Raw genomic sequence first — 21783 nt, 5'->3', positions numbered from 1 at the left:
TTCATAGCAAAAATCCACTACGTAAAGAATTTCACATCTATTTTCATGGGTGTCTTAGATAATCTTCCTAATTAATATCAGCCAATATAACAAAAAGTTAATAGAGTTCTCTCCTTTATGATAATTTTTCCCTATAAAGAACTATTTTTCTTATAACACTACTTACTAGTGACATTGTTAGTTACACGTCGTTATGAAAGAAAGCATAAAAATATATTTACACAGTACGTTTACATTACTTGTTAATAAAACTTAAGCCGCATACGCCATGGCCAACTTTCGCCTCCTACCACATTGAAGGCCATGGCGTTTCAACTCCCAAACCTACCTAAGTAAATAAAAGGTAAAAAACTTGACTATCCAAGGCTCCAACTCAATAAGTTTTTACAACGCTAAGAGTGACAAGGTGGCAGTAAAAACATCCCTGTTAGATCACGCCATAGGGTGCCGACCTGTTAACCCTTCACACACAAAACCTGCTTAAGTGTATGCTCTATTGCAACAAGATCCGTTTGATTTTCCATAACTTGATCAATATCCTTATAAGCGGCTGGAATCTCATCGATCACGTGTTTATCCTTACGACATTCCACTCCCTTAGTCTGCTCGACTAAATCCTCGCGACGAAATCGTTTCTTTGCAGCTGTGCGACTCATTACACGGCCAGCGCCATGAGCACAGGAACAAAACGACTCTTGCGAACCAAGACCACGCACTATATAAGATTTAGCTCCCATACTACCGGGAATAATACCTAATCGGCCTCGTTCAGCATTAATCGCGCCCTTGCGGGTGACATATACATCTGCACCATAATGATGTTCTTTTTCAACATAATTGTGATGACAGTTAATCGCTTCTTTCACAATTGTGAAATCCGCCAGATAAGGCTTAATCGCGCGCAGAACTAACCTCATCATTTCTTCCCTATTTAAACGCGCATATTCCTGAGCAAAGTCCACTGCTTCAATATAGTCGTAAAAATGTGGATTACCTTCTTGAAAATAGGCAAGGTCTTTATCAGGCAAGTTATGCATATGTCCCTGCATATCTTTTTTAGCTAGCTGAATAAAGTAACGACCAATACTATTTCCAATTCCACGGCTTCCACTATGTAGCATCACCCATACTTTTTTCGACTCATCAATACACACTTCGATAAAGTGATTACCGCTGCCAAGAGTTGCCATCTGTTTCGCCCAAATTTGGCGTGGATGCTTTTGCATTTTTAATAATGCTGGATGTTTATCAAAAAGAAAGTCCACTTTTGTTTGTAGCTTTTTACAGGCACTTTCACGGATCGAAATAGTTTTATGAGCACTTAAACCAACAGGCACAGCTCGCTCAATAGAGAAGCGCATTTCAATCAAGCTATCTGGTAATTGAGCTGAGGTCAAAGAAAGTTGCACAGCCATCATTCCACAGCCAATATCCACACCGACAGCAGCCGGAATAATCGCATTAACAGTCGGAATTACAGATCCAACAGTCGCGCCAATCCCCGCATGTACATCTGGCATCGCAGCCACATGAGAATGAATAAATGGTAACTGAGAAATATTTTTCAGTTGTGTTAATGCTACGTTTTCTACATCACGCGTATAAATTTTTACAGGTTTTACACCATTTTTTGCGTTTTTATTTAATTCCATTTTTACAGGCATAGCTGCCTCCTACCATATATTTGGCATAAATTTAATAATTTGGGATTTTAAGGCATAAAAAAACCCCAACAGGATATCCGGTCAGGGTTTTATCTGACTCGGGAGATTTTTAAATAACCTCCCGAGAAAATACGCTCGAAAGGTTTAGATTTTATATCTCATTTGTTTAGTCATTTATGAATACTCCTCTTTCGAATGTGAATGTATACAATTTGTGCGCATCTTACTCTTACATTTTTATTTGTCAATAAACTATTTATGATATTTCAATATTTTAGTTTAAAAAAATATGCGTTATCGAAAGCATGATAAATAAGTCTAGCGATAACTAAATTTAGCTAAACTCTGTCAATCTGTAAAAAATGGCTTGATTTTAGTGCTGAGAGGCATACAATCCACGCAAACTTAATTCGAGGTTGTAATGACTTTACCAAATTCAAAGCACCGCAGTTTTTATATCTGGACACCCGGGATGATATGTAATCCACAGGAGGATCTCGTACGTCCATACTCTGCCTGCTAGACGAATATCTTGGTGGGCAATACGCCTTCCAGCTTTAGTTTAAGTAATAAAACAAAAAACCCGGAAGGCGATTTACGCTTTTCGGGTTTTTTTTTGCCCATGGAAGGGCTTATTCCACGGAGCGCAGGACGCGCGAAAGTGGCTTTGACTGAAGGAAATGAAAATTTAAAAATTTGGGCCGTTAGTTCAACGGTTAGAACCCTGGCCTCATAAGCCAGTTACGAGAGTTCGACTCTCTCACGGCCCACCAAATTTAGGAAATCAACAGGAAAAAGAGATTTATTTTAATTGAGGCTTAGAACATTTTTTTATAGATGAATAGTGTGATTTAACCGGTAGGGAAATTTTGAATTTTAGTCAATTTTTCTCCGATGCCCCCTTCCCGAAATTTTGCCATAAGTTGCACTAGGGAATTGCTCACCCTGAAGAAAAATAACGCTATATAACGTTCTGGAATACACCCGAAAAATCATCAAAAAATTAAGTTTGCAAAGAAAAAAATCAGCACGTATCGTTTAAAACAGATTCGCAACACGAACAAAAAACAGTAAGTAACACATTATGAATATTAACTATCAGCAACATAGCAAGCATTTTTATTTATCGGGCTGGTCCACACCGTCCATAGATACAAATGTACTCCGTAGTGGACTAGAACGTCCCTGCGTAACTTTTGGTGATAGCAAACTAATGTAAGCAGCTTTCAATAACGGAAGGCTGTGCCTTCCGGTGAATTATATAAACCCCGGTTGGCAACAATCGGGGTTTTTTTATGCCCACGGATGGGTGGTATAACGCGAGAGCCATGGATGGCGTTAGCGTACGTTTTAGGAAGAACTAATTCGCGAAGGCTGGATGCTAAAGCGGAATTTTATGGAGTAGTACTCGCATGGATTGCGATTTTTGTTTCTAGCAATTGGAATTGCTAAACGCGCAATAGATGTGCGGAAACAATTTTATTTAGGTGTGATACCCACCGACACGGTATCGGTTTTTTAACAATGTGGTCGCTTTTTTTGGCAGGTAGCTTAATAGCAAAGCCCTCGGCTGATAACCGAGTAGATGTAGGTGCAAATCCTATTCTGCCAACCAATGTCCCTATGGTCTAGTGGTGAGGACTCCTGACTTTCTATCAGGCAGCGCCGGTTCGAGTCCGGCTAGGGATACCAAATTTTTGGGCATGCAGGCGAGAATGGAGAACCACTACCAAAAACGATTAGGTTAAGGGTAGCCGGGTAAAACCGGAGGTTACTGAAATAAGCTATTACGCATGGTTGAGGATGCAGGCTCGATGCTCTAAGGCGGGTGTCAGCTGGCGCGCGTTTTCCAAGTAATTAGCTTGGCTGAGAGTAATGCCTCAGTTGTTTCCTTTCGCGGGTTCGAATCCCGCCATGTCCACCAATTGATACGTCGATAGCTTAATGGAAAAGCGTTGGTCTCCAAAACCAGAAGATGTGGGTTCAAATCCTACTCGGCGTGCCAAATAAAAGCGGGGTAGTGAAGCAGAATCATACGGGTTTCATAAGCCCGTGACGTCGGTGCAACTCCGGCTCCCGCAACCAATTTTGTAGAGATAGCTCAAATGGCGAGAGCGCCTGGTTGAAGCCCAGGAGATCCCGGTTCAATTCCGGTTCTCTACACCAATTTATTGCTACATAGCTTAACTGGTAAAGCGCCCGGCTGTTAACCGGGAGGATGCAGGTTCGAAGCCGGCTGTAGCAGCCAAATTAGGGGAAGTACCCAAGTGGCAAAGGGATCGCACTGTAAATGCGAAATATGTTGAGACGTAGGTTCGAGTCCTACCTTCCCCACCAAAAACCAGGAGGTGTGGCCGAGCGGTGAAGGCACCGGTTTGCTAAACCGGCAGGTGACGAAAGTTGCTTCAAGAGTTCGAATCTCTTCGCTTCCGCCAAGTTGATTACTTGGAAGGTGCGGTCCAGTGGCGGACAACCGGTCTTGAAAACCGGCGAGTTGTAAAGATACGGCTCGACCGCATGGATGCAGAAGGTAGAGCAACGCAGGAGCAGTTGCCGAGGGGTTCGACTCCTCCACCTTCTTCCAACAAATGCTCCGATGATGCAATTGGAAGACATGACCGACTTAAAATCGGTTTGTTGCGAGTTCGACTCTCGCTCGGAGTACCAATTTAAAGCCCAGCTAGCCCAATTGGCAGAGGCGCCTGGCTTAGAACCAGGATGTTCCCAGTTCGACTCTGGGGCTGGGTACCATTTTAATGCAGGCGTGATTGCAATTGGCAGACATGACGTTTTCAAACATCGCTTTTTTGTGAGTTCGAATCTCACCGCCTGTACCAAAACTCGTGGAGTAGTTTAATCGGTAAAATGCGATTTTCATAAAATCGGTGTTGGTGGTTCAAGCCCACCCTCCACGACCAATTAAAAATAGCAGTGTGGTGTAACTGGCAACACACGTGACTTTGACTCACGTATTTCAGGTTCGAATCCTGGCGCTGCTGCCAAATTAACAGTTATGCACGAGTGGCAGAGAGAATATGCGCGGGATTGCAAATCCTGTATTACGCAGGTTTGAATCCGGCCTCGTGCTCCAATTTTGGGGGCCCATGTACCAAGGGGGCGACGATGCTTTGCAAGTATTGTGAGGTCGGTTCGATTCCGACAGTCTCCACCAATTTTCGGTTCGTTAGCTTAGCCAGATTTAAAGCACTCGGTTGTCAGCCGAGGGATCACGGGTTTGAATCCCGTACGAACCGCCAAATTCGTTTTAACAAAAGTTATTCTGGGTGTAGCGCAGTTTGGTGAGCGTGGCCGGTTTGGAGCCGGGCGGTCGTAGGTTCAAATCCTACCACCCAGACCAATTAAATTGCGGCATTGACCGAATGGTGAGGTACCTGCCTTCCAAGCAGAGGAACAGGGTTCGATTCCCTGATGCCGCTCCAATTTATTTTTTATCTATTAAAAATTTTCTTTCCGGGTGTAGCTCAGTTTGCGAAGAGCGCTTGCTTTGGGAGCAAGAGGCCCTAGGTTCGAATCCTAGTACCCGGACCAAATTACTGGACGTGTAGCTCAATGGGAGAGCACCTGTTTTACACACAGGATACAGTGGTTCAATTCCATTCACGTCTACCACTTCAACTTTTAAAAAATGCTCACGTCGCTTAACGGTAAAGCACTTCCCTTGTAAGGAAGATGATGACGGTTCAAATCCAGTCCGTGAGCTCCAATTTGCTCGATTAGTTTAATAGAAGAAAACGCTGGCGTGCGAAGCCGGTAATGCAGGTTTGAATCCTGCATCGAGCGCCAATTTATTTTTTTCCGCTCGTGGCGTAATGGTAGCGCATCGGCCTTTTAAGCCGACAGGTGTAGGTTCAAGTCCTACCGGGCGGACCAATTCTTTGCTCCCGTAGCTCAATGAATAGAGCACTTGTCTTCGAAACAAGGTGATGCTGGTTTGAATCCAGCCGGGAGTGCAAATTAACGATAAGAGAATACTTAGGGGTGGCTATAGCATAGTGGCAAATGCCCCTGGTTGTGATCCAGGTTGACATGGGTTCGAATCCCATTAGTCACCCCTAAGTATTTTCAATTACTCAATCAAGGAGAGCATCATGCGCATAGCACTAAGTAAACGCGAGTGTTATCACGCAGATATTTATTGCAGTGATAGCAACTCCGCGAAAAAAACATTAAGAGAAAATCAAATATCCATATTAGCCGTGGATTTTTATTTGTATGGCCGGGAGAACGGTACTCATGTCTTGGCGTGGGCTAGGAAAAAAAAACTACTTCCACCTTATGTAGTGGTAACAGAAAGCGACCGCAATAAACGTGTTCTATTAGCTGAAGAGCTCACGAAAGGAGGTTACAACTCTGCTGATGGGACAACATTTATAAAACATTAATGTCCTCGTGGCGCAACTGGAGAGCGCAACGGATTTCTACTCCGTAGGTTGTGGGTTCGAATCCTACCGGGGACGCCAGTTTAGCAACCAGTAGGAGCAGTAAGATGGGCAGAGTATTGCGCTTAGATATTTCCGGTACACCAACTTCTTGGCTTTCACGGGAAGAAGCGGCCGTTTTATACGTTAAAAATTTAGTGCAGTGGGAAGTCGGAGATAAAAGTTTAGTTATCTTCGGAGGAACAAATCGATTAACCGGCTTACAATCTTCGTTGGAAATCAGCCCAGTTATTGCAACTCGAGGTGATACTCATCGAAGAAAATTGGTTTCTGGGTTTAATAACCGAATGCTATTCCGTCGAGATAATTACCACTGTATGTACTGCGGTGGCAAATTTAGTCACGCAGAATTGACACGAGATCACGTAGTGCCGCGTGCACAAGGAGGATTAGATATTTGGGAAAATGTTGTTGCAGCCTGTGGAAGGTGCAATCACTTTAAAGCGGACCGCACACCTGAACAAGCGAGTATGAAGTTATTAGCCATACCCTTTAGACCAAATATATTTGAATCCATGTATTTAGCACAACACAAAGTACTGGCTGATCAAATGGAATACTTGGAAAAACAATTTTCAGGTAAAAGAACTTGGAAAGCGGCGTAATTTATTTACGTCGTATTCCACACAGAAGTTTATATCTTCGCCCAGAATTAGCGGAACTGGTTCTGTACGCCAGTCTGGCACAAGCGTTGCTAACGTGCTGTGTACCAATTTGAAAGCGGGAATAAACTACCACTGTTTTTGTAGCTCAGTTGGGTAGAGCAATCGACTCATAATCGAAAAGTCGCAGGTTCGATTCCTGCCAAAAACCACCGTCGTCTCCAAAACGACTCTATGGGAAGGCCGAGAGGCTTGAGGTTCGAGTCCTCACAAGACTTTCACTCTTGTTTAAAAATCTACGAGAGGTCCATGATCTTGAATTGGGTAGGTCAGTAGCGAAAGCCATTGACTGATCACAATTTAGGGTGCCGACAATATAGCCGGATTAAATGGGTCGAATTGGCACGATGACATTCTATGAATGGAATACGTTTATACATCACCTCAATATAAAAGGATGACTGTTGGGTAAGTGATAAATGAATCCATTCCTCTGGAATGCTTTCCTGCCGTTTTCAAATTTGATCCCCCTGTATTCGAGAGTGGGCCTCGCCAATAACATTATTTTTTAAGGCAAAAGGAAATACGATGTTCTTTTTCAAAACAGTTGATATTGCCGATAACGAACGAGCCTTGCTCTTTGATCGAGATCGGCTACAAAAAGTACTTGGCCCAGGTCGACACCGATTGTCTACTTTTGGGCGAAAGTTAAAAGTAGAAAAGTTTGATATTACCTCTGTACGCTTCGAACACCCAAAGCTCAAGTTTTTGGTGCGTCAGTACCAAGCACTTCTTGCAGACTATATTGATGTGTTCGAACTAAATGATAGTGAGGTCGGTGTTATCTACCGCGATCAAAAAATCTCAGATATTCTGCCTCCAGGTAATTTATTGGTAACTTGGAAAGGCTCTGAAGTCGTTCGAGTGGATATCGTAGATATTACCAAGAACTACGAGATTAAAGATGAACTAGTTGCACTTTTAGGTCGGGGTGTAAAAATCGGTACAAGTCGACAAGTTGTCAATGCTATTAACTATACAGAAGTGCCTGATGAACATGTCGGCCTTCTTCAAGTTAACGGTAAGTTGGAGCGTGTACTTCAGACCGGCGCTTACGCCTTCTGGAAGTACAACCGGTCAATTGTTGTAAAGCTGCTTGATTTACGTGTACAGACCACGGATGTCAGCGGTCAAGAAATCTTGACTAAAGATCGTGTGAGTCTGCGTATTAACTTATCAGCCAGCTACAATATCATCGATCCAGAAACCGTTGCGCTAAAACTGAAAGACTACGCAAACTTTCTTTATTTAGAGCTTCAATTGCGATTGCGTGAAGCCGTGGGCACAAAACTTTTAGATGAATTACTTGAAGATAAGGATGCACTCAATTCCGTCATCGCGGATGGCGTAAGTGAAAAACTTGCTGAATTTGGCATTAAATTGCGCAGCGTGGGTGTGAAGGACATTATCCTACCCGGTGATATGAAGGTAATCCTAAATCAGGTTGTCGAAGCTCAAAAAGAAGCCGAGGCCAACGTGATTAAGCGAAGAGAAGAAACTCAAGCGATGCGATCACTTCATAACACCGCAAAGGTAATGGAAAATAACCCAGTGCTATTGCGATTAAAAGAGCTTGAAGCACTAGAGCGAATCACTGCAAAAATCGATAAGATTTCTGTTTACGGTGGCCTAGACAGTGTCCTCAATGACATGGTCAAACTCGCTCCGTCCAAATCGGCTCAATAAAATCTCCCGTTCGAAAGAGCGGGAGTTATGAGGAAACGATTATGAAGACAATCACTTTATACCGACCAATAGGCCCTGAAGAGTTAAAACTCGTTGAGAAAAGCGGCTTTAAAAAGTGGCCTCCTCGGTTACCCGAACAGCCAATTTTTTATCCCGTCACAACCAGTGCTTACGCGGAGAAAATCGCAAGAGACTGGAACGTTAAGGATAGTGGCTGTGGGTTTGTCACGGAATTTCAGGTTGACGCTGAATTTCTCTCTCGCTACCCCGTCCAAATCGCCGGAGGCCGAGAGCACAGCGAATACTGGATTCCAGCCGACGAACTTGATAAGTTTAATCGCCACATAGTCGGTAAGATTAAAGTTATCAAATCGTTTAAATAGCCTCTGAAAATAAGGCTATTCTAACGCTTGTCGGATGACTTTCGTATAACAGTTTGACAGCACTACGTAAAGGCTTACTGCGTTAAAACGTCGGAATAAATCGATAACTCCCCCACCTCCCTAATGTTGCATTATTGCACCAAGGCAATAGCAAATTAATCCAATACATAGAATTTTTCTCTGTTTAGACTTGCATTTATGTGGTGTTTTTATATTTTTTTAAAAGAGGAAAACAGTTATGTTTACTTTTTGTATTCGTAAATTTGTATTAGGATTTTGTATAGTAAATACCTTGGTATTATTTCAAACGAGTGTAGCGGCTTCAACGCAAGACACTCATACACCCTCGAAATCACTGAAAGTGCACCTCAAAAAAGATAATTTATTGTCAATAATCAATCCTAAAAATAAGAAATCTGACGAAGCAAAAGCTGCGTTAAAGGTTTATTACGATAAGGCAATTCCATTTGCACAATCCTACGGTTACAAAAATGTTGGGGCATTGACAGTTGCAGAGACACTTGTAGGTGAAGATCAACCCGGAACATTTGTATTAGCCAAATGGCCTAGCGAAGAAGCCGATGTAGCCTTTGAATCACACCCAGACTGGCAACAATATAAAATAATGCGACCAATAATTTGGGAAGAGCTAAATTTTTATAAAGCCCCAGTCTCAGAAGAAACAACATTACATTTTTTTGAAAATAAATTTTATACCATAGCATTTGCTTGGTTAGATCAAGCACACCCAAAAGATTACCAAAAATATATGAAGGGCATCGCACCATCAGTAGAAGCTGTAGGAGGAAGGTTTATTCACACAATGAAAAACCCTAGGTATGTGTCTCATACAGATCAACAACCAGGGCCAGATCAAATAACTTTCGTTGAATGGGACAGCCTTAAAGCATTCGATAAATTTGGAACAAGTGAAGGGTTTAAACAACACGCTAAGTATTTAAATAGCGGAACATCACAATTTAAGCTATATCAAATTAAACCTATTATACGATGAATAAATAGAAAAAAGCCTAGTATTAACTGGGCTGTTTTATAAATTAGATCAAAATATAATTAATTTGCATTCACTAACATATTTAACAAAAGATAAGCTTGTATGAACTAGACGGCTATTTATACATTTATTTTAGAACGACAGAACTATACTATCAACACGAAAAGAGATTATCATTAGCGAACTACATAAAAATACTTGGTTACTATAAAGCGGTTAGAATAAAGGTTAAGATATGACTGAACTTGATGAGGAGTTTACAGAATTATTAGAGAAGAATGAACATAAACTACTTAAAGACATTGAGCTTGCTATTAAAGAGTGCGAGAAAAAATGCAAAAAATATGTTGTTCAGCATAATATTAAAATAGGTGAAATTTTACCCGCAAACACAGATTACCTGAAAGCCATTGTAATGAGTTATTTATTCGAAGATTTGCATAAAAATAATAAAGATGTAGCCAAGGTTATACTCACTAATATGGCCGGACAGGCGGGTTTATATGAAGATAATACACATGTAGAGCTTACCCCATCTAAACAAGATTAGGCTGGCGTCCTTAGATAGGCGAATATCAAAAAATACATCAACTCATATTTGTTAACATATTTAGTAGAAGGCAAGGCTTGACCCCGCCGCCTGTTTTAAATTGGGCTCCACAATTGTGATGCTATTTCCTGAAAGCATCATGCAATGGGATGCTGAAATTCAAACGAATAACGCGATAAAGATGGGGTAAAAAATTAGGAGCTTGAATTAAATTGTCTTTCGATAAGAGTAATTTAATTTTGTTTAATATATCACCAAAGCAATATGAACAAATGTATTATTCTCGCCTAAAAAACGTCTAGGGATTTAAGGGAGATTATTTTACACGGAAGTAATATGGGTCAATTTTGACACAGGATGTATAGCTACGCCCTCCCGCTACTCTGACCCATCATTACTGCTGCTCCAATTAAATGGGCCAATCTAAGTGCCTCTGGCACATTACCTCGGTCAGTCAATTTTGATAACGCTTCAACGACAAGTTGCGGGCTAGCACCACAAACCTGAAAAACAAAGTTATCAAGCTCATACACCTTTCCAGCACTTAATATCAAATCATACTTTTTATTTCCATCTTCAAGATTTTCCAGCGCCTTATTTATTGCATTCATATCTGGCACACGACGCATGACAGACACACAAGGCCTATCCACAATCAAACTCAAATTTTCTAGGTCTAGAACATTGAACCCACCAACAGCGATACCGTCGATAAGAACAAGATGTATTTGATCATGAAATTTGCTGTCCAGTATCATCTTTGAAAAAACGCTTGTAGCATCAGAGCCATCTTTTTGAACCTCTCCCCAAAGCATTCCCTCAAAACGTGTATTTGAACAGATCACACCAGAAACCTTTACAGATGATAATTTTTCACTTTTAAATGGAGCATCGTCAAAGCCAATAACTCGAATCGACTTACCAGCTTTCAGGGCATCTTTAAATGAAGGCATAAAATTCTATTACCATGAACCATTGGATATTATTTAATTAACGATAAACACTTTTTATTTTTCTTAAGTCATCTCGATAATCGTTATAATGCGAAATACTAGGTTTTCGCTTACTTAGTACTTGATGTAGATTGGATCTAATTTCAGAGTCTTTTAATCGACTAAGTTTTAAAGTGTGTAGTGTAGGGTGTTTTTGTATTTGATTGAGCATAGCGCAAACACTTCTGTGACCAATCCCAGTTTTGTTTAAGAGCAGTTCTTCGAGGCAATTTTGTTGAGAGAGCCATTCGTTCCACAATTCTCCCATTGTATCACCAAAAAATTTGCCCTTTGCTCCTAACACCTTTGTGCTTCTAGAATATCCTAAATCCAGTGATTTGAATTGGAGCTTTTCAGATGAACACAGTAATTTTTCCAAGTACTTAGAACTCAAACCATTACTGGCCAAGCCCAAAGTTAGAATTTTATTATTATATGGTGCATTATCTACCAGCGCATTTAAGAAATCATCACCTAGCAAATTCACATTTAAAAACAAAGCGTCTAATTTTGAGCTTTGAAGTATTCTAATTAGCGAGTATATGCATGTACTATCAAGGTGGTTTCCACCTAAAAATATTGCTTGTAAAGACGTTTCGTTCTGCTCGAGTGTATCAGCTAAAAGACTCAACCCATATGAGCTAATTTGTGTGTTAACCAAATCAAGAGTTCTCAAAGTCTGGTTCCGTTGTAACATTTCTGATATTGAAATAATGCCAGCATCACCGATTGGATTTCTCTTTAGCCACAGCGACTTAATTTGAGAGTTGTCTTTTAACGCTTTGGCTAATGCTTGTGCTCCCTGTTCAGTAATTACATTACACCCTAAATAGATTGTTTCTAGGTAGCTTGTTTCTTTAATATGTGAAGCTAAAAGCTTTACCCCCTCATCTCCTAGGCTATCAGTTCCAAGTAAAATATGTTTTATGGCTGGATTATCCTGCAAGGAATTCATTAACCTCTCGGTACCAGAGATACCAATTCCTTGCTTACACAGATCCAAGCGTCCATCTAAAGAGACATGCCCCCTTTCGAATCTAGTATTTGAGACGGGCAATTCCTTTTTTCTAAGAAAATTAAACAACTCGTCTAACTCCGTTGACTCACATAAGGGAACATTAGGCACTTGAGATTTTCGATCTTGCATTAAAGGGCAGAGAATAGTTTCTTTTGTATCCATTGTTTTCACACTTCTACCAAGCATAAGGTTCATAGTCTTTCAAAAAAAGTCCATAGATTTGATTACCTAACGTACCCTGTACAATAGGATCATAAACCCGCGCTGCACCATCGATTTCATCTAAGGGTGGAACAAAGCCGCTTTTCTCCATGCTTTGTGCTTTTGGATAGGGGTTTTCTTGAGTTATCCAACCTGTATCAACGCTGTTCATATAAATACCAGATTCCGCATAATCTGAGGCGGATGTACGAGTCATCATATTCAAAGCTGCTTTCGCCATATTGGTATGTGGATGGTAATATGTTTTACTCTTGCGGGAGAACTGCCCTTCCATCGCAGAAACATTAACTATATACCTATCAGGAAATGGCGACTTAATTAAAAGGTGTTTCAGGCTACTAGTAAGAAAAAAAGGGGAAAAATAGTTGATAACTTGAGATTCTACAAACTCAAGTCTCGATACACTATCGAGCTTTTCAACCCAGCTATTCTTAGATCGTTTATCTAGAGGCTGTAAAAAACGATCTACTTCCCCAGCAGGAAACAGAGATCTATCCACCCACTCGCCATTACTTGGCACTCTATTTGGCTTTGCAATTAGATTGTTTTTTTCAAACCCAATATCCAGCATATGTGCTGATTCTTTGATATAAAGTTCTTCATAAAAATTATTGGGTCTTTTTATTGTTTGGGCAGCATTATTTATTAAAATATCGATGTGAGTATAGTGCTTATGAATATGCTGAATAAATTCATCGACACTCGGCATATGACGTAAATCTAAACCATAAAACTGTATTCGATCTTGAAACTCAACAAAATCCTTTTCTTGCATTAATCTGTTCATCGCATCTAGCGGAAACCGTGTCGTTGCTACCACCGTTGCTCCATCACGTAACAGCTTCAGTACCAATTCGTAGCCAATCTTAATTCGACCACCTGTAACAATCGCAATACGTTTTTTTAAGCAAGCCTTCTGGCTGCGTTTTTGGTGATTATGCTTAGCACAAGCTGGACACAAGCGATGATAAAAGCTATCTAGAAACTGGTATTTAGTTTTACAAATATAGCATCGAATAGGTTTAAGCAAAAAATTATTATTCATCGAAATATCTGCAACATTATCTGCAGACTTTTCAAGACGGACTCGTTCGGTACTGTCGATAGCTAGGCGATCTATCTTTTGCTGATCTTTACGAACTAAACGATTTTTTTCACGCTTTGCTTGTTTATTAATTTTAGCAATTAAGGACTTAAAACGCGGTTCATTATCCGCCAAGTTTGTATCACTACAAACGGCCTGTAAAACTTTCAGGCAAATCCGAAATTCTTGGTCAGTAAATGATTCCATTGAATATCATCGCAGTTAATTTGGGGAGATTGGCCGGACTCGAACCGGCATCTCGGTATTTGGTTACCGTATTTTTCAATTAAACTACAACCTCCGTAGAAATGGGGGAGAACGGCCGGATTCGAACCGGCATCTCGGATTAGCTGTCCGATATTTTTCATTAAACTACGTTCTCCATGAAGAAGCCTAGGTGGATTTGAACCACCATCTCTATCTTGCTAAGATAGCGTTTTTCATTAAACTATAGGCTTCAATAAAACTTATTAACTTCTGCTTTTTACATTATCTAATATCTTCTGAATTTTTTCGAAGTGAGAACCTTTCCAATAAACCTGCCTACAGCTCATACACTGCTTAAACTCATCTTGCCAGTCATATACACCTTCTGGCACTTGTTTTTCCACAATTTCTTTATCAACCTTTTCAATCCGGCCATTACATTTAACGCAGAGTGACATGGGTTTAAAACTTTCTTTTAACTGATAGTGTTCAACAACCTCTTTAAACTGTAATTCTGGTAAAACGTTTCTTATCCATCGAGCGTATCTAACCTTACTCCTCTTAAGTAAACCTATATCACGAGTTAAGAGAATCAGATTCTCTTTAGCTGAAAATTCAGCTAGTGCAGCGTCCCCAATATCTAATGTCTGGTGCAAGCAGCTAAATCCAGCCATGCGCAGATAACGTGTTAAGGCCGACAAATGTACATCCAATAAAAATTCGACATTACCATCAGGTTTGTAAGGAAGAAGTTGCGCCTTTGAACTAGGGTTTGGATAGACTTCCAATTCATCGCCATCTCTAAGCTTTTCGTCAAAACTAACCCAATGACCATTCTTTTTAATTGCGCCTACTTCTGGGTGAGGCACACCAGACGCTTCTATTGCATCTTTAATTGATGGGGGGTCATTAAATGTATAATCAATAGGCACGCTTTCAGAATAGTCATTTAAAAAGTCCGTGCATTCACCAAAAAATTGTATTGACGCTTTGTACAATCTATCTTTATTTTTATTCTTTTCGCTGAGATAAATAGGCCATAGTTTATGAAGTAGCCTTCTAGCTTGAATATGATTCATCGAGCCAACTTGAGCTAACTTTTGTATCCATTCTACATACTGTTCATTGAGCAGCTGCTCAGTTGCAGGCTTTAGAGATGGCGATTTTTCTCGGATTGACTTGAGATAATCATGGCTATTTCTATAGCCATACAACTGGCTCAAAATGTCTCGGGCATAAGCTGTTTTGAAACCAGGGAAGGGCCAATTGTTTACTAAAACCTTAGCTTGTTGCTTGAAAACTCTTTGACTTACTAGGATAGGCATAACATTGTTTCCGTCAACTACAGCGAACTCTGTCCCACTCTAAACTCGCTGCACCAGACAAGACGACTTAAACTATGTTATAAAATTAATAAACTTTCAAAAAAGTATACGACTGCTTCATGACCGATAGATCTTTTCTTGTGGGAAGAAGGGCACAAAAGCTGCCCTTATCCAATAATTTATACAAGTTAGACCTAAGTGTCAATTTGTATTTAAATTTATTTATTGTCCCCCCCCATGGAATATTACAAATTATCCATTTGTAAATTAGAGCTCTAGGCGTAGTGCAAGAGGACAACTAACAACCCTTAACTCACAATCTACGACCATAAATGTGGCTTAAGGTTTGGTGGGCATTCCAACCCCTCCCCGAAGCCACAGACCCCTGGCATTTTGGTTACTATGCCATGAGTGATTGGTTGGAGGATTTGAGTGCAGCGGTAATGCATGAGGTAAAGGAGATTCAGACATGGACGGCGCAACAGGCTGACCTTATGACACAAATACATAGCAACAGCGGCTAAAGCATAAACACCAATAAAAAAGCCTAGGATTAACTAGGCTTTTATAAAAATAAGATCAAAAAAATATATCAACTCATATTTATTAACATGTTTGGCAAAAGACAGTAGATTTGATCCCGTTGCCTATTCTCTCACTTCGACCCCGTCGAATTAATTTAACTGAAACTTTTCCCCTTGCTCAGCTCCCTTAGGCCTTGGCGGGCCTAGTACATGAAAAGGAGCTAGCCCCTCGTGAGCGTGGTACATTTTTTCTGGTTGAGAGGAAAATCGGCCACAACAATCAAGCCTCACCCTAGTAAACTTTTCGTCACATGATTCGACGTAGATATTTACCCACTCAGGAACGCTTCCTTCACGCCAAAGAAGAGGAAATACATCCTCTACAGACTCTCTTAGACGTTCCACATCCAAATAATCATCAGGATATGTAATTTCCCCCTCCTGAAGCTCACTGTCATAAGAAGCTCCTAAGAAAACTATAAACTGAATCCTATCAGGCAAAGTATTTATTACTAGTGTCTTGGCAAACTCAACTGCACGTACAATTGCCTGATCCAAATTTTCCTTAAACCTGTTATAACTAATATCAACTAACTCCAAATAAGTATTCTCGGCTTTTAAAACAGGTATATCCGCTGCGGAATATTTTTTATCTGCCATAACCCATCCTCACCATGTTGGGGTAATTGTAATTTGTCCAGACAGTCTCAACTCATCAAACAGCGGAAATACGACCGGAAGTACGATCATCTCTAATCCAGGAGACTGCGAAGATGCACCTATTGGTGGCATATCCTGAATTACCGATCCAGCACTAATCGCCTGATATGCAGAAGTAGTAAACGTTACTTGCACAGCATTACCACCTCTCCTTTGACCAAAAAACTGTGCCACCCAGAGCTCTGGCGTTAAATAAAAACCTATTCTAGACGACTCCCCCGGATACTTTAGTTCGGTCGCTGCGTTGGCAGATAAGGGAGCACCTCCGAGCAAAGCTGCTAAAGAATCAACAGAAGCACCATGATACATCACAATACTTCCACTAGTATCCTCTCCTAATTTGTCAGTAACGAGGTCTAATAAATTAGATCCTGTTCCGGCCATCGCAGCCAACAATATCCAAAAGCTTTGGCGAGGAGAAGGTGTATCAAAAGAAGACGCGCTACTAGAAAAATTTGTCAAGCTAACTCCAGCGGCTGCGGCCGCTGAAGCACCAAGAATAGCTTGAATATTAGAAGCTACACCAAGGCTCCCGATGCTAAATTTCCCACTTGGATCAATTAAGTTAGCCGGCTCCGCATTGGCATATAAATATTTGTGAAGCGTAATCGGATCTTGATTATTACCCATCCACGTATCCATCTGCGTAAAACGACCCACACCCTGGTCGTAATACCTCGCCCTTAGGTAGTATTGGCTTAATGACGCATCCAACTGCTCCCCAGTAAATAAATAATTATTCACCGTAGAACCCGTTTGACTTAACGTCTCCCCAAAGGCCTCGTAATCATAGCTGTCTGTCAAAGAACCAAGGCTATCGCTCAGATGCCTCGTACTGCCTAATCCATCGTAATGGTAGTAACTTACTGTGCCTGCTCTGTCTTGATTTATCAAGTCGTGGCCGTAGCGGTAGGTCACTATGGCATTGTTATCCACCACTTCTTCCAATACTTGGGCGTAGTCACGGTTTTCATCGAGGATGAAATGGGTGGTAGTGCCTGCTTCGGTTTTACTGGAGCGGATTCCACTGTGATTGTAAGTATATGTGGTAATGGCTCCAGCATTATCCAGGCTGGTGAGTTTGTTTTTACCATCCCAGGTGTAGGTTTTTACATTGCCATCCAGGGTTTCGCTTAACGTGTTGCCGTTATTGTCGTAGGCGTAGGAGGTGCCACCGGTTTGGGTGAGGCGGTCGTTGTCGTCGTAGCTATACGATGTACTAACGCCATCCACCGTTTCAAAGGTTCGGTTGCCTACCCAGTCGTAGTCGTAATGTGCTCGGTAATCTGCACCGGTGGTATCGGTGAGGCAGCCTTCTGTAACAGGGCTTGTCGGCGCATCAAAAATAACGTCATCCACAAGTCGGTAAAGGGCGTCATAGCAATAGGCCGTGGTTCTGCCGTCTAATTCAATGATGGTTTCCCGTCGACCGGTGGCGGTTAAACCGTAGTTGTAATGGCTGATCACCGTGCCTAACGCATCGCGAGTATACACATCCGTTAATTGGTTAATGGTGTTGTACACATACTCAGTGACTAGAATCTTGGGATTAAGTCACTGTGCATATCCACTATTCACGTCATTGTAAATTTACCTAGTAATTACTTATATAAACAAGGTAGCTGAAAAATAAACATCAATAAAAAAACCTAGCATTAGCTAGGCTTTTGTAAAAATGAGATCAAAAGATATATCAACTCATACTTATAAAAATGTCTAGCAAAAAGCAATGTATGACTCGCCTCAGTCTGTCAACAGTGTTTTTCAATAAATAATTAGGTTGCGTCAATGTATTCGAGTTTTATTGTGAACATGTTATCTTCACGACTCAAAATGAGAATACGCACAACTTCTTCCTATCAAGACCTTCAGTATTTTTCATACTATTGCTTTTTACAGGTTTCAGAAATTGCGGATGACCTTTTTATTCATTGCTAACACTATCGGCAAACCCGGTAGAAAACATATTTTATTTACGAATGATCAGTTACATCATACTGATGGTTGATAACGTTCGTTCTTAGATAAGATCACCCAAAGCGTTCTCACCATCTTATTAGCTAATGCAATCACCACTTTCGACTTAGGCTTTTCCTGTAATAACTTCTCTGACCAACTTAGCCAACGCGTCGGATTTTTATGATGCCACTGCAATACCGAACGCGCTCCATGAATCAAGTAACAACGCAGCAACTTATGACCTCGCTTACCAATGCCTAGCAAGGTACTTTTCCCTCCCGTCGAATATTGTCTGGGTACTAAGCCAATCCATGCCGATAGTTCGCGACCCGATCGAAAGTGTCTCGCATCGCCTACCCAAGCAATTAAACTCGCTGCAGTGATTACTCCAATACCAGGCATACATAATAAACGCTTACCTTGACCACTATTTTTTAACACCTTAGATAAGTCCTTTTCTATTTGGAGGATAACATCATGTAAGTAATCATATTCTTCGATCAAGCGAAGAAGCAAACACCGCATTAATGATGGAAGTGGCGTATCTTCTTGTGATGTGAGATCCATCAGTGCTTGACGTGTACCTCGACCTTTTTTCAAAGCAATACCGTATTCCAGTAAAAATCCATGCGCTTGATTCAATACCGCGGTTCTTTGCTGCACTAATTGATTACGTGTTTTTACCATCGCGCCAATGGCTTGCTGTTCTGGATTACGTATCGTAACAAAGCGCATATTCGGTCTTTGCACGGCCTCACAAATCGCTTCAGCATCCAGAAAATCATTTTTATTGGATTTGAGATACGGCTTAACAAACTGGGCGGGCATCAATTTAGCTTCATGGCCGAATGTTTTGGCTTTGGCTGCCCAGTAATGAGCACCGCCACACGCTTCAAATCCAATCAAACACGGAGGTAACTGATTCAGATACAATAAAAACTTCTCACGTGTTAAACGTTTTTTCTCAACTAAATAGCCTTTGTGATCAACACCATAAACATGAAAACAATGCTTGCCTAAATCCACTCCAAGTACTTTAATGGTCATGATGATTCGCCTCTGTTGGTTTTGTCACCTACCATCCTAAATCAGGTGGGGAGGCGAGTCATCTCAGTAGACCTGACCCCGTGGCTTTCCCAGTCATTAATTTGGGCTGCCAACCTCTGTTTTATCGATTGCATTTTTTAGCAATTCTATAAGATTTTTAGCCTCTTCAAGGTTGAGTTCAATTTCTGTATTTCCAATAAATGCTTCGTCAGATAGCTTTCCATCACCCAACCTAGTATCAGCAATATCAACATCAGGGTGAATTTGCGTCACCTCGAGATTTACGTAACCCTTATGAATCTCAGGTTCAATCTCTATGTATCCTTTCCTATAGTTAATATTATTGCATCTAATTACACTCATATTAATTGAGTCCTAATTTTATTAAAATGTTACTTAAACGTCCTTAAAATTTCTTTGATAACTATATCTTGATTACTTTTATCTGACTTCCCAAGAATCTCAATCTCGCCTTTTATTACCCTAAAGTAAACCCTGCCGGCATTTTCTCCTCGCGCCTCAGATATTCCTTTTCCTATTGGCTTAGTGCCTTTCCCTGGATTTAGGTTTCCTTCTGATAACTTCTTGGTCAAATCATCTATATCTTTTTGTGCCTTTTTATTTTTACCCGCTTTCTCTGCTTCTTTCGCAAGACGCGGATTTTCTTTAATTCGAGAATTAAGTTTGAAACAATTATTATTATGATTTAAAACCTGTTGATTTCCGACAAAATAGTTATGCAGATCACTTACAGTCAAATTATAAACAGATGTATCTTTGAGAGTAATTTTTACTCCAGATACATTCACGATATTTCCTGCAATATTAAGAAGATCATCACCCTGCTTTAATTCTTTTGCAACTACCCAAGTCTCCGAATCAGCCAAATAAAATGGATGATCTGCAGTCGCGAGAATGGTCTCAGAGCTATTAAATGAAACTTCTACGATTTCTTTAAGACCATTGCTTTCGATAAGATGAGTTACTTCTCGCAACACAAACTCATCAGATTCAACATCATAAGACCATACCAAATCACCGATATTTACTTTAGATATAGGTTGCAATCCATTATCTGTTGATACAAGCGTTCCTTCTTCAAAACTATTTACCTTACAGGCCTTAGTTAATAAGTTTTTAACGAATTTGACTGGAAGCCTGCTCAGAAGAATTGAGGTTCCAAGTTCTCTTGCTGAGAATTCTTTATCACCACTAGCAATTTGAAATACGTCATAAGCGGTTGTTGCTCCGGTCACTAAATTGCTTAAAACATTAAGCCCACTCATCACCGACCCAATACTAAAGTTACCCGTCGGATCAATCATATTTCCTGGATCAGCATTGGCATATAAATACTTATGCAAAGTAACTGGATCATGGTTATTCCCCATCCACGTATCCATCTGCGTAAACCGTCCATTGCCTTGATCATAATATCTAGCACGCAAGTAATATTGGCTTAATGACGCGTCCAACTGCTCCCCAGTAAATAAATAATTATTCACCGTGGAACCCGTTTGGCTTAACGTCTCCCCAAAGGCTTCGTAATCATAGCTGTCTGTCAAAGAACCAAGGCTATCGCTCAGATGCCTCGTACTGCCTAATCCATCGTAATGGTAGTAACTTACTGTGCCTGCTCTGTCTTGATTTATCAAGTCGTGGCCGTAGCGGTAGGCCACTATGGCATTGTTATCCACCACTTCTTCCAATACTTGAGTGTATTCTCGACACGCTAGAGTTGATTAACATTTAACCAGCTCCGTCCCCTTTTCGCTTAACTGCTTTAATCTTTTCTAGAGTTTCAGATGCTCCATCAACATTATCTTTTACCGCTTCCGATACAAACTCAATTGCCTTATCTAAATCTTTGACGTAGCCATTAGAGCCATAGTACGTATTAACCCCTACGGATAATTTAGCCAACCCGAGGTTCATCTCTAGAGCGTGATCTAAATATTTTTTCCCAATTTCAGCATTTAACTCCACTGAATCACCAGAAAAATATAAAGTTGATAATCGATACATAGCCTCTGGCACATTACCCTCAGCTGCTTTTAGGAGAGACTCCACACACCTTTTATCAAATTCGATATCTGTCTCATTCCATTCAGATAAACTAAAACATGAATAATAGTGAAAAGCATGTGGATCGTCTTTCTCCAAGAAAGGTTTTATGAACTCATATAAATCAGACATAGAACCTTCTTCATAAATTTTATCTGCTATAACAATTTCTTCTTTATTCATAACGCCCTCCTAAATCCG

The 21783-nt window shown here is 40.6% G+C and carries 18 protein-coding genes and 31 tRNA genes; 35 read left to right on the top strand and 14 right to left on the bottom strand.

The genetic code is table 11. From position 1 onward, the window contains the following. Positions 1 to 455 precede the first annotated feature (455 nt). Entirely contained in the window at positions 456 to 1664 is a 1209-nt protein-coding gene (locus BVC89_RS02270) for an RtcB family protein (protein ID WP_086929656.1), read from the bottom strand. 698 nt (positions 1665 to 2362) lie between these two features. Here BVC89_RS02270 and BVC89_RS02265 point away from each other — a divergent pair. The 34 genes from BVC89_RS02265 (at position 2363) to BVC89_RS02105 (ending at position 10420) form a co-directional block, all read left to right on the top strand. Continuing rightward, positions 2363 to 2437 (top strand) — tRNA-Ile (locus BVC89_RS02265). Between the two features lie 767 nt (positions 2438 to 3204). Further along, positions 3205 to 3279: transfer RNA gene (locus tag BVC89_RS02260), tRNA-Ile, on the top strand. 2 nt (positions 3280 to 3281) lie between these two features. Beyond that, positions 3282 to 3356 (top strand) — tRNA-Glu (locus tag BVC89_RS02255). Positions 3357 to 3594: 238 nt separating this feature from the next. Next, positions 3595 to 3669 (top strand) — tRNA-Trp (locus BVC89_RS02250). Between the two features lie 6 nt (positions 3670 to 3675). Continuing rightward, a tRNA-Met gene (locus tag BVC89_RS02245) sits at positions 3676 to 3749 on the top strand. Positions 3750 to 3754: 5 nt separating this feature from the next. After that, a tRNA-Phe gene (locus tag BVC89_RS02240) sits at positions 3755 to 3830 on the top strand. A 6-nt stretch (positions 3831 to 3836) separates the two neighbouring features. Beyond that, positions 3837 to 3912: transfer RNA gene (locus tag BVC89_RS02235), tRNA-Asn, on the top strand. Between the two features lie 5 nt (positions 3913 to 3917). Continuing rightward, a tRNA-Tyr gene (locus BVC89_RS02230) sits at positions 3918 to 4001 on the top strand. A gap of 7 nt (positions 4002 to 4008) precedes the next feature. Then, positions 4009 to 4099, top strand: a tRNA-Ser gene (locus BVC89_RS02225). Between the two features lie 12 nt (positions 4100 to 4111). Then, positions 4112 to 4248, top strand: a tRNA-Ser gene (locus BVC89_RS29535). A 6-nt stretch (positions 4249 to 4254) separates the two neighbouring features. Then, positions 4255 to 4331, top strand: a tRNA-Leu gene (locus BVC89_RS02220). Positions 4332 to 4338: 7 nt separating this feature from the next. After that, positions 4339 to 4415 (top strand) — tRNA-Leu (locus tag BVC89_RS02215). Between the two features lie 7 nt (positions 4416 to 4422). After that, positions 4423 to 4501: transfer RNA gene (locus BVC89_RS02210), tRNA-Leu, on the top strand. A gap of 5 nt (positions 4502 to 4506) precedes the next feature. After that, a tRNA-Met gene (locus BVC89_RS02205) sits at positions 4507 to 4582 on the top strand. A gap of 9 nt (positions 4583 to 4591) precedes the next feature. Further along, positions 4592 to 4666: transfer RNA gene (locus tag BVC89_RS02200), tRNA-Gln, on the top strand. A 13-nt stretch (positions 4667 to 4679) separates the two neighbouring features. After that, positions 4680 to 4755: transfer RNA gene (locus BVC89_RS02195), tRNA-Cys, on the top strand. An 87-nt stretch (positions 4756 to 4842) separates the two neighbouring features. After that, positions 4843 to 4921 (top strand) — tRNA-Asp (locus tag BVC89_RS02190). A gap of 23 nt (positions 4922 to 4944) precedes the next feature. After that, positions 4945 to 5022 (top strand) — tRNA-Pro (locus tag BVC89_RS02185). An 8-nt stretch (positions 5023 to 5030) separates the two neighbouring features. Then, positions 5031 to 5104, top strand: a tRNA-Gly gene (locus BVC89_RS02180). Between the two features lie 31 nt (positions 5105 to 5135). After that, a tRNA-Pro gene (locus BVC89_RS02175) sits at positions 5136 to 5213 on the top strand. Positions 5214 to 5220: 7 nt separating this feature from the next. After that, positions 5221 to 5294, top strand: a tRNA-Val gene (locus BVC89_RS02170). A gap of 18 nt (positions 5295 to 5312) precedes the next feature. After that, positions 5313 to 5388: transfer RNA gene (locus BVC89_RS02165), tRNA-Thr, on the top strand. A gap of 4 nt (positions 5389 to 5392) precedes the next feature. Next, positions 5393 to 5468: transfer RNA gene (locus tag BVC89_RS02160), tRNA-Arg, on the top strand. A gap of 12 nt (positions 5469 to 5480) precedes the next feature. After that, positions 5481 to 5555, top strand: a tRNA-Lys gene (locus BVC89_RS02155). A gap of 7 nt (positions 5556 to 5562) precedes the next feature. Then, positions 5563 to 5635 (top strand) — tRNA-Arg (locus BVC89_RS02150). Between the two features lie 28 nt (positions 5636 to 5663). Beyond that, positions 5664 to 5736: transfer RNA gene (locus BVC89_RS02145), tRNA-His, on the top strand. A gap of 37 nt (positions 5737 to 5773) precedes the next feature. Then, complete coding sequence (locus tag BVC89_RS02140) at positions 5774 to 6067, top strand: response regulator (RefSeq protein ID WP_086929655.1); 294 nt, start codon at positions 5774 to 5776, stop codon at positions 6065 to 6067. Between the two features lies 1 nt (position 6068). Then, a tRNA-Arg gene (locus BVC89_RS02135) sits at positions 6069 to 6145 on the top strand. A 26-nt stretch (positions 6146 to 6171) separates the two neighbouring features. Next, the gene (locus BVC89_RS02130; RefSeq protein ID WP_086929654.1) at positions 6172 to 6729 is read left to right on the top strand and encodes an HNH endonuclease; all 558 of its coding nucleotides are present in this window, start codon (positions 6172 to 6174) and stop codon (positions 6727 to 6729) included. Between the two features lie 134 nt (positions 6730 to 6863). Then, positions 6864 to 6937 (top strand) — tRNA-Met (locus tag BVC89_RS02125). A gap of 377 nt (positions 6938 to 7314) precedes the next feature. After that, entirely contained in the window at positions 7315 to 8472 is a 1158-nt protein-coding gene (locus BVC89_RS02120) for a slipin family protein (RefSeq protein WP_086929653.1), read from the top strand. A gap of 41 nt (positions 8473 to 8513) precedes the next feature. After that, on the top strand, positions 8514 to 8855 hold the full coding sequence (locus BVC89_RS02115) for a hypothetical protein (RefSeq protein ID WP_086929652.1): 342 nt from the start codon (positions 8514 to 8516) through the stop codon (positions 8853 to 8855). Between the two features lie 238 nt (positions 8856 to 9093). After that, on the top strand, positions 9094 to 9870 hold the full coding sequence (locus tag BVC89_RS02110) for a DUF1330 domain-containing protein (RefSeq protein WP_086929651.1): 777 nt from the start codon (positions 9094 to 9096) through the stop codon (positions 9868 to 9870). A 235-nt stretch (positions 9871 to 10105) separates the two neighbouring features. Beyond that, on the top strand, positions 10106 to 10420 hold the full coding sequence (locus tag BVC89_RS02105) for a hypothetical protein (RefSeq protein ID WP_086929650.1): 315 nt from the start codon (positions 10106 to 10108) through the stop codon (positions 10418 to 10420). Positions 10421 to 10785: 365 nt separating this feature from the next. Here BVC89_RS02105 and BVC89_RS02100 read toward each other — a convergent pair whose 3' ends face one another. From BVC89_RS02100 to BVC89_RS02085, 7 genes are all read right to left on the bottom strand, one after another. Continuing rightward, the gene (locus BVC89_RS02100) at positions 10786 to 11373 is read right to left on the bottom strand and encodes an endonuclease dU (protein WP_086929649.1); all 588 of its coding nucleotides are present in this window, start codon (positions 11371 to 11373) and stop codon (positions 10786 to 10788) included. A gap of 37 nt (positions 11374 to 11410) precedes the next feature. After that, positions 11411 to 12592: a leucine-rich repeat domain-containing protein gene (locus BVC89_RS02095; RefSeq protein WP_158657751.1), complete on the bottom strand. Its 1182-nt coding sequence runs from the start codon at positions 12590 to 12592 to the stop codon at positions 11411 to 11413. A 13-nt stretch (positions 12593 to 12605) separates the two neighbouring features. Continuing rightward, complete coding sequence (locus BVC89_RS02090) at positions 12606 to 13943, bottom strand: SDR family oxidoreductase (protein ID WP_086929647.1); 1338 nt, start codon at positions 13941 to 13943, stop codon at positions 12606 to 12608. A 21-nt stretch (positions 13944 to 13964) separates the two neighbouring features. Continuing rightward, positions 13965 to 14037, bottom strand: a tRNA-OTHER gene (locus tag BVC89_RS29530). 8 nt (positions 14038 to 14045) lie between these two features. After that, positions 14046 to 14119, bottom strand: a tRNA-Ser gene (locus tag BVC89_RS29525). 4 nt (positions 14120 to 14123) lie between these two features. After that, a tRNA-Ala gene (locus BVC89_RS29520) sits at positions 14124 to 14195 on the bottom strand. Positions 14196 to 14206: 11 nt separating this feature from the next. Further along, positions 14207 to 15268, bottom strand: coding sequence for a Mut7-C RNAse domain-containing protein (locus BVC89_RS02085; protein WP_086929646.1), 1062 nt, complete (start codon positions 15266 to 15268; stop codon positions 14207 to 14209). A 332-nt stretch (positions 15269 to 15600) separates the two neighbouring features. Here BVC89_RS02085 and BVC89_RS02080 point away from each other — a divergent pair, with 332 nt between their 5' ends. Then, positions 15601 to 15792 (top strand): hypothetical protein, encoded by a 192-nt coding sequence (locus tag BVC89_RS02080; protein WP_086929645.1) that lies wholly within the window; start codon positions 15601 to 15603, stop codon positions 15790 to 15792. Between the two features lie 150 nt (positions 15793 to 15942). Here the strand turns inward: BVC89_RS02080 and BVC89_RS02075 are convergent, their stop codons facing one another. The 6 genes from BVC89_RS02075 to BVC89_RS02050 all read right to left on the bottom strand — a co-directional run bounded on the left by BVC89_RS02075 (position 15943) and on the right by BVC89_RS02050 (position 21765). After that, the gene (locus BVC89_RS02075; RefSeq protein WP_086929644.1) at positions 15943 to 16452 is read right to left on the bottom strand and encodes a hypothetical protein; all 510 of its coding nucleotides are present in this window, start codon (positions 16450 to 16452) and stop codon (positions 15943 to 15945) included. A gap of 9 nt (positions 16453 to 16461) precedes the next feature. Next, complete coding sequence (locus BVC89_RS02070; protein ID WP_245929290.1) at positions 16462 to 18036, bottom strand: RHS repeat-associated core domain-containing protein; 1575 nt, start codon at positions 18034 to 18036, stop codon at positions 16462 to 16464. A 468-nt stretch (positions 18037 to 18504) separates the two neighbouring features. Beyond that, positions 18505 to 19518, bottom strand: coding sequence for an IS110 family RNA-guided transposase (locus tag BVC89_RS02065; protein ID WP_086929642.1), 1014 nt, complete (start codon positions 19516 to 19518; stop codon positions 18505 to 18507). Positions 19519 to 19614: 96 nt separating this feature from the next. Beyond that, positions 19615 to 19881 carry a hypothetical protein gene (locus tag BVC89_RS02060; RefSeq protein WP_086929641.1) on the bottom strand — a complete coding sequence of 89 codons (267 nt, stop codon included), beginning with the start codon at positions 19879 to 19881 and terminating at the stop codon, positions 19615 to 19617. A 29-nt stretch (positions 19882 to 19910) separates the two neighbouring features. Further along, on the bottom strand, positions 19911 to 21215 hold the full coding sequence (locus BVC89_RS29515) for a polymorphic toxin-type HINT domain-containing protein (protein ID WP_216825072.1): 1305 nt from the start codon (positions 21213 to 21215) through the stop codon (positions 19911 to 19913). Positions 21216 to 21267: 52 nt separating this feature from the next. Beyond that, a complete protein-coding gene (locus BVC89_RS02050; RefSeq protein WP_086929640.1) occupies positions 21268 to 21765 on the bottom strand; it encodes an SEL1-like repeat protein in 498 nt (165 codons plus the stop codon). Between the last annotated feature and the right edge of the window lie 18 nt (positions 21766 to 21783).

It is taken from the genome of Agarilytica rhodophyticola (assembly GCF_002157225.2).
GTDB classification, from domain to species: Bacteria; Pseudomonadota; Gammaproteobacteria; order Pseudomonadales; family Cellvibrionaceae; genus Agarilytica; species Agarilytica rhodophyticola.
The sequence above is the reverse complement of the archived record's forward strand: the minus strand, read 5'-3'. Positions and strand labels throughout refer to the sequence as shown.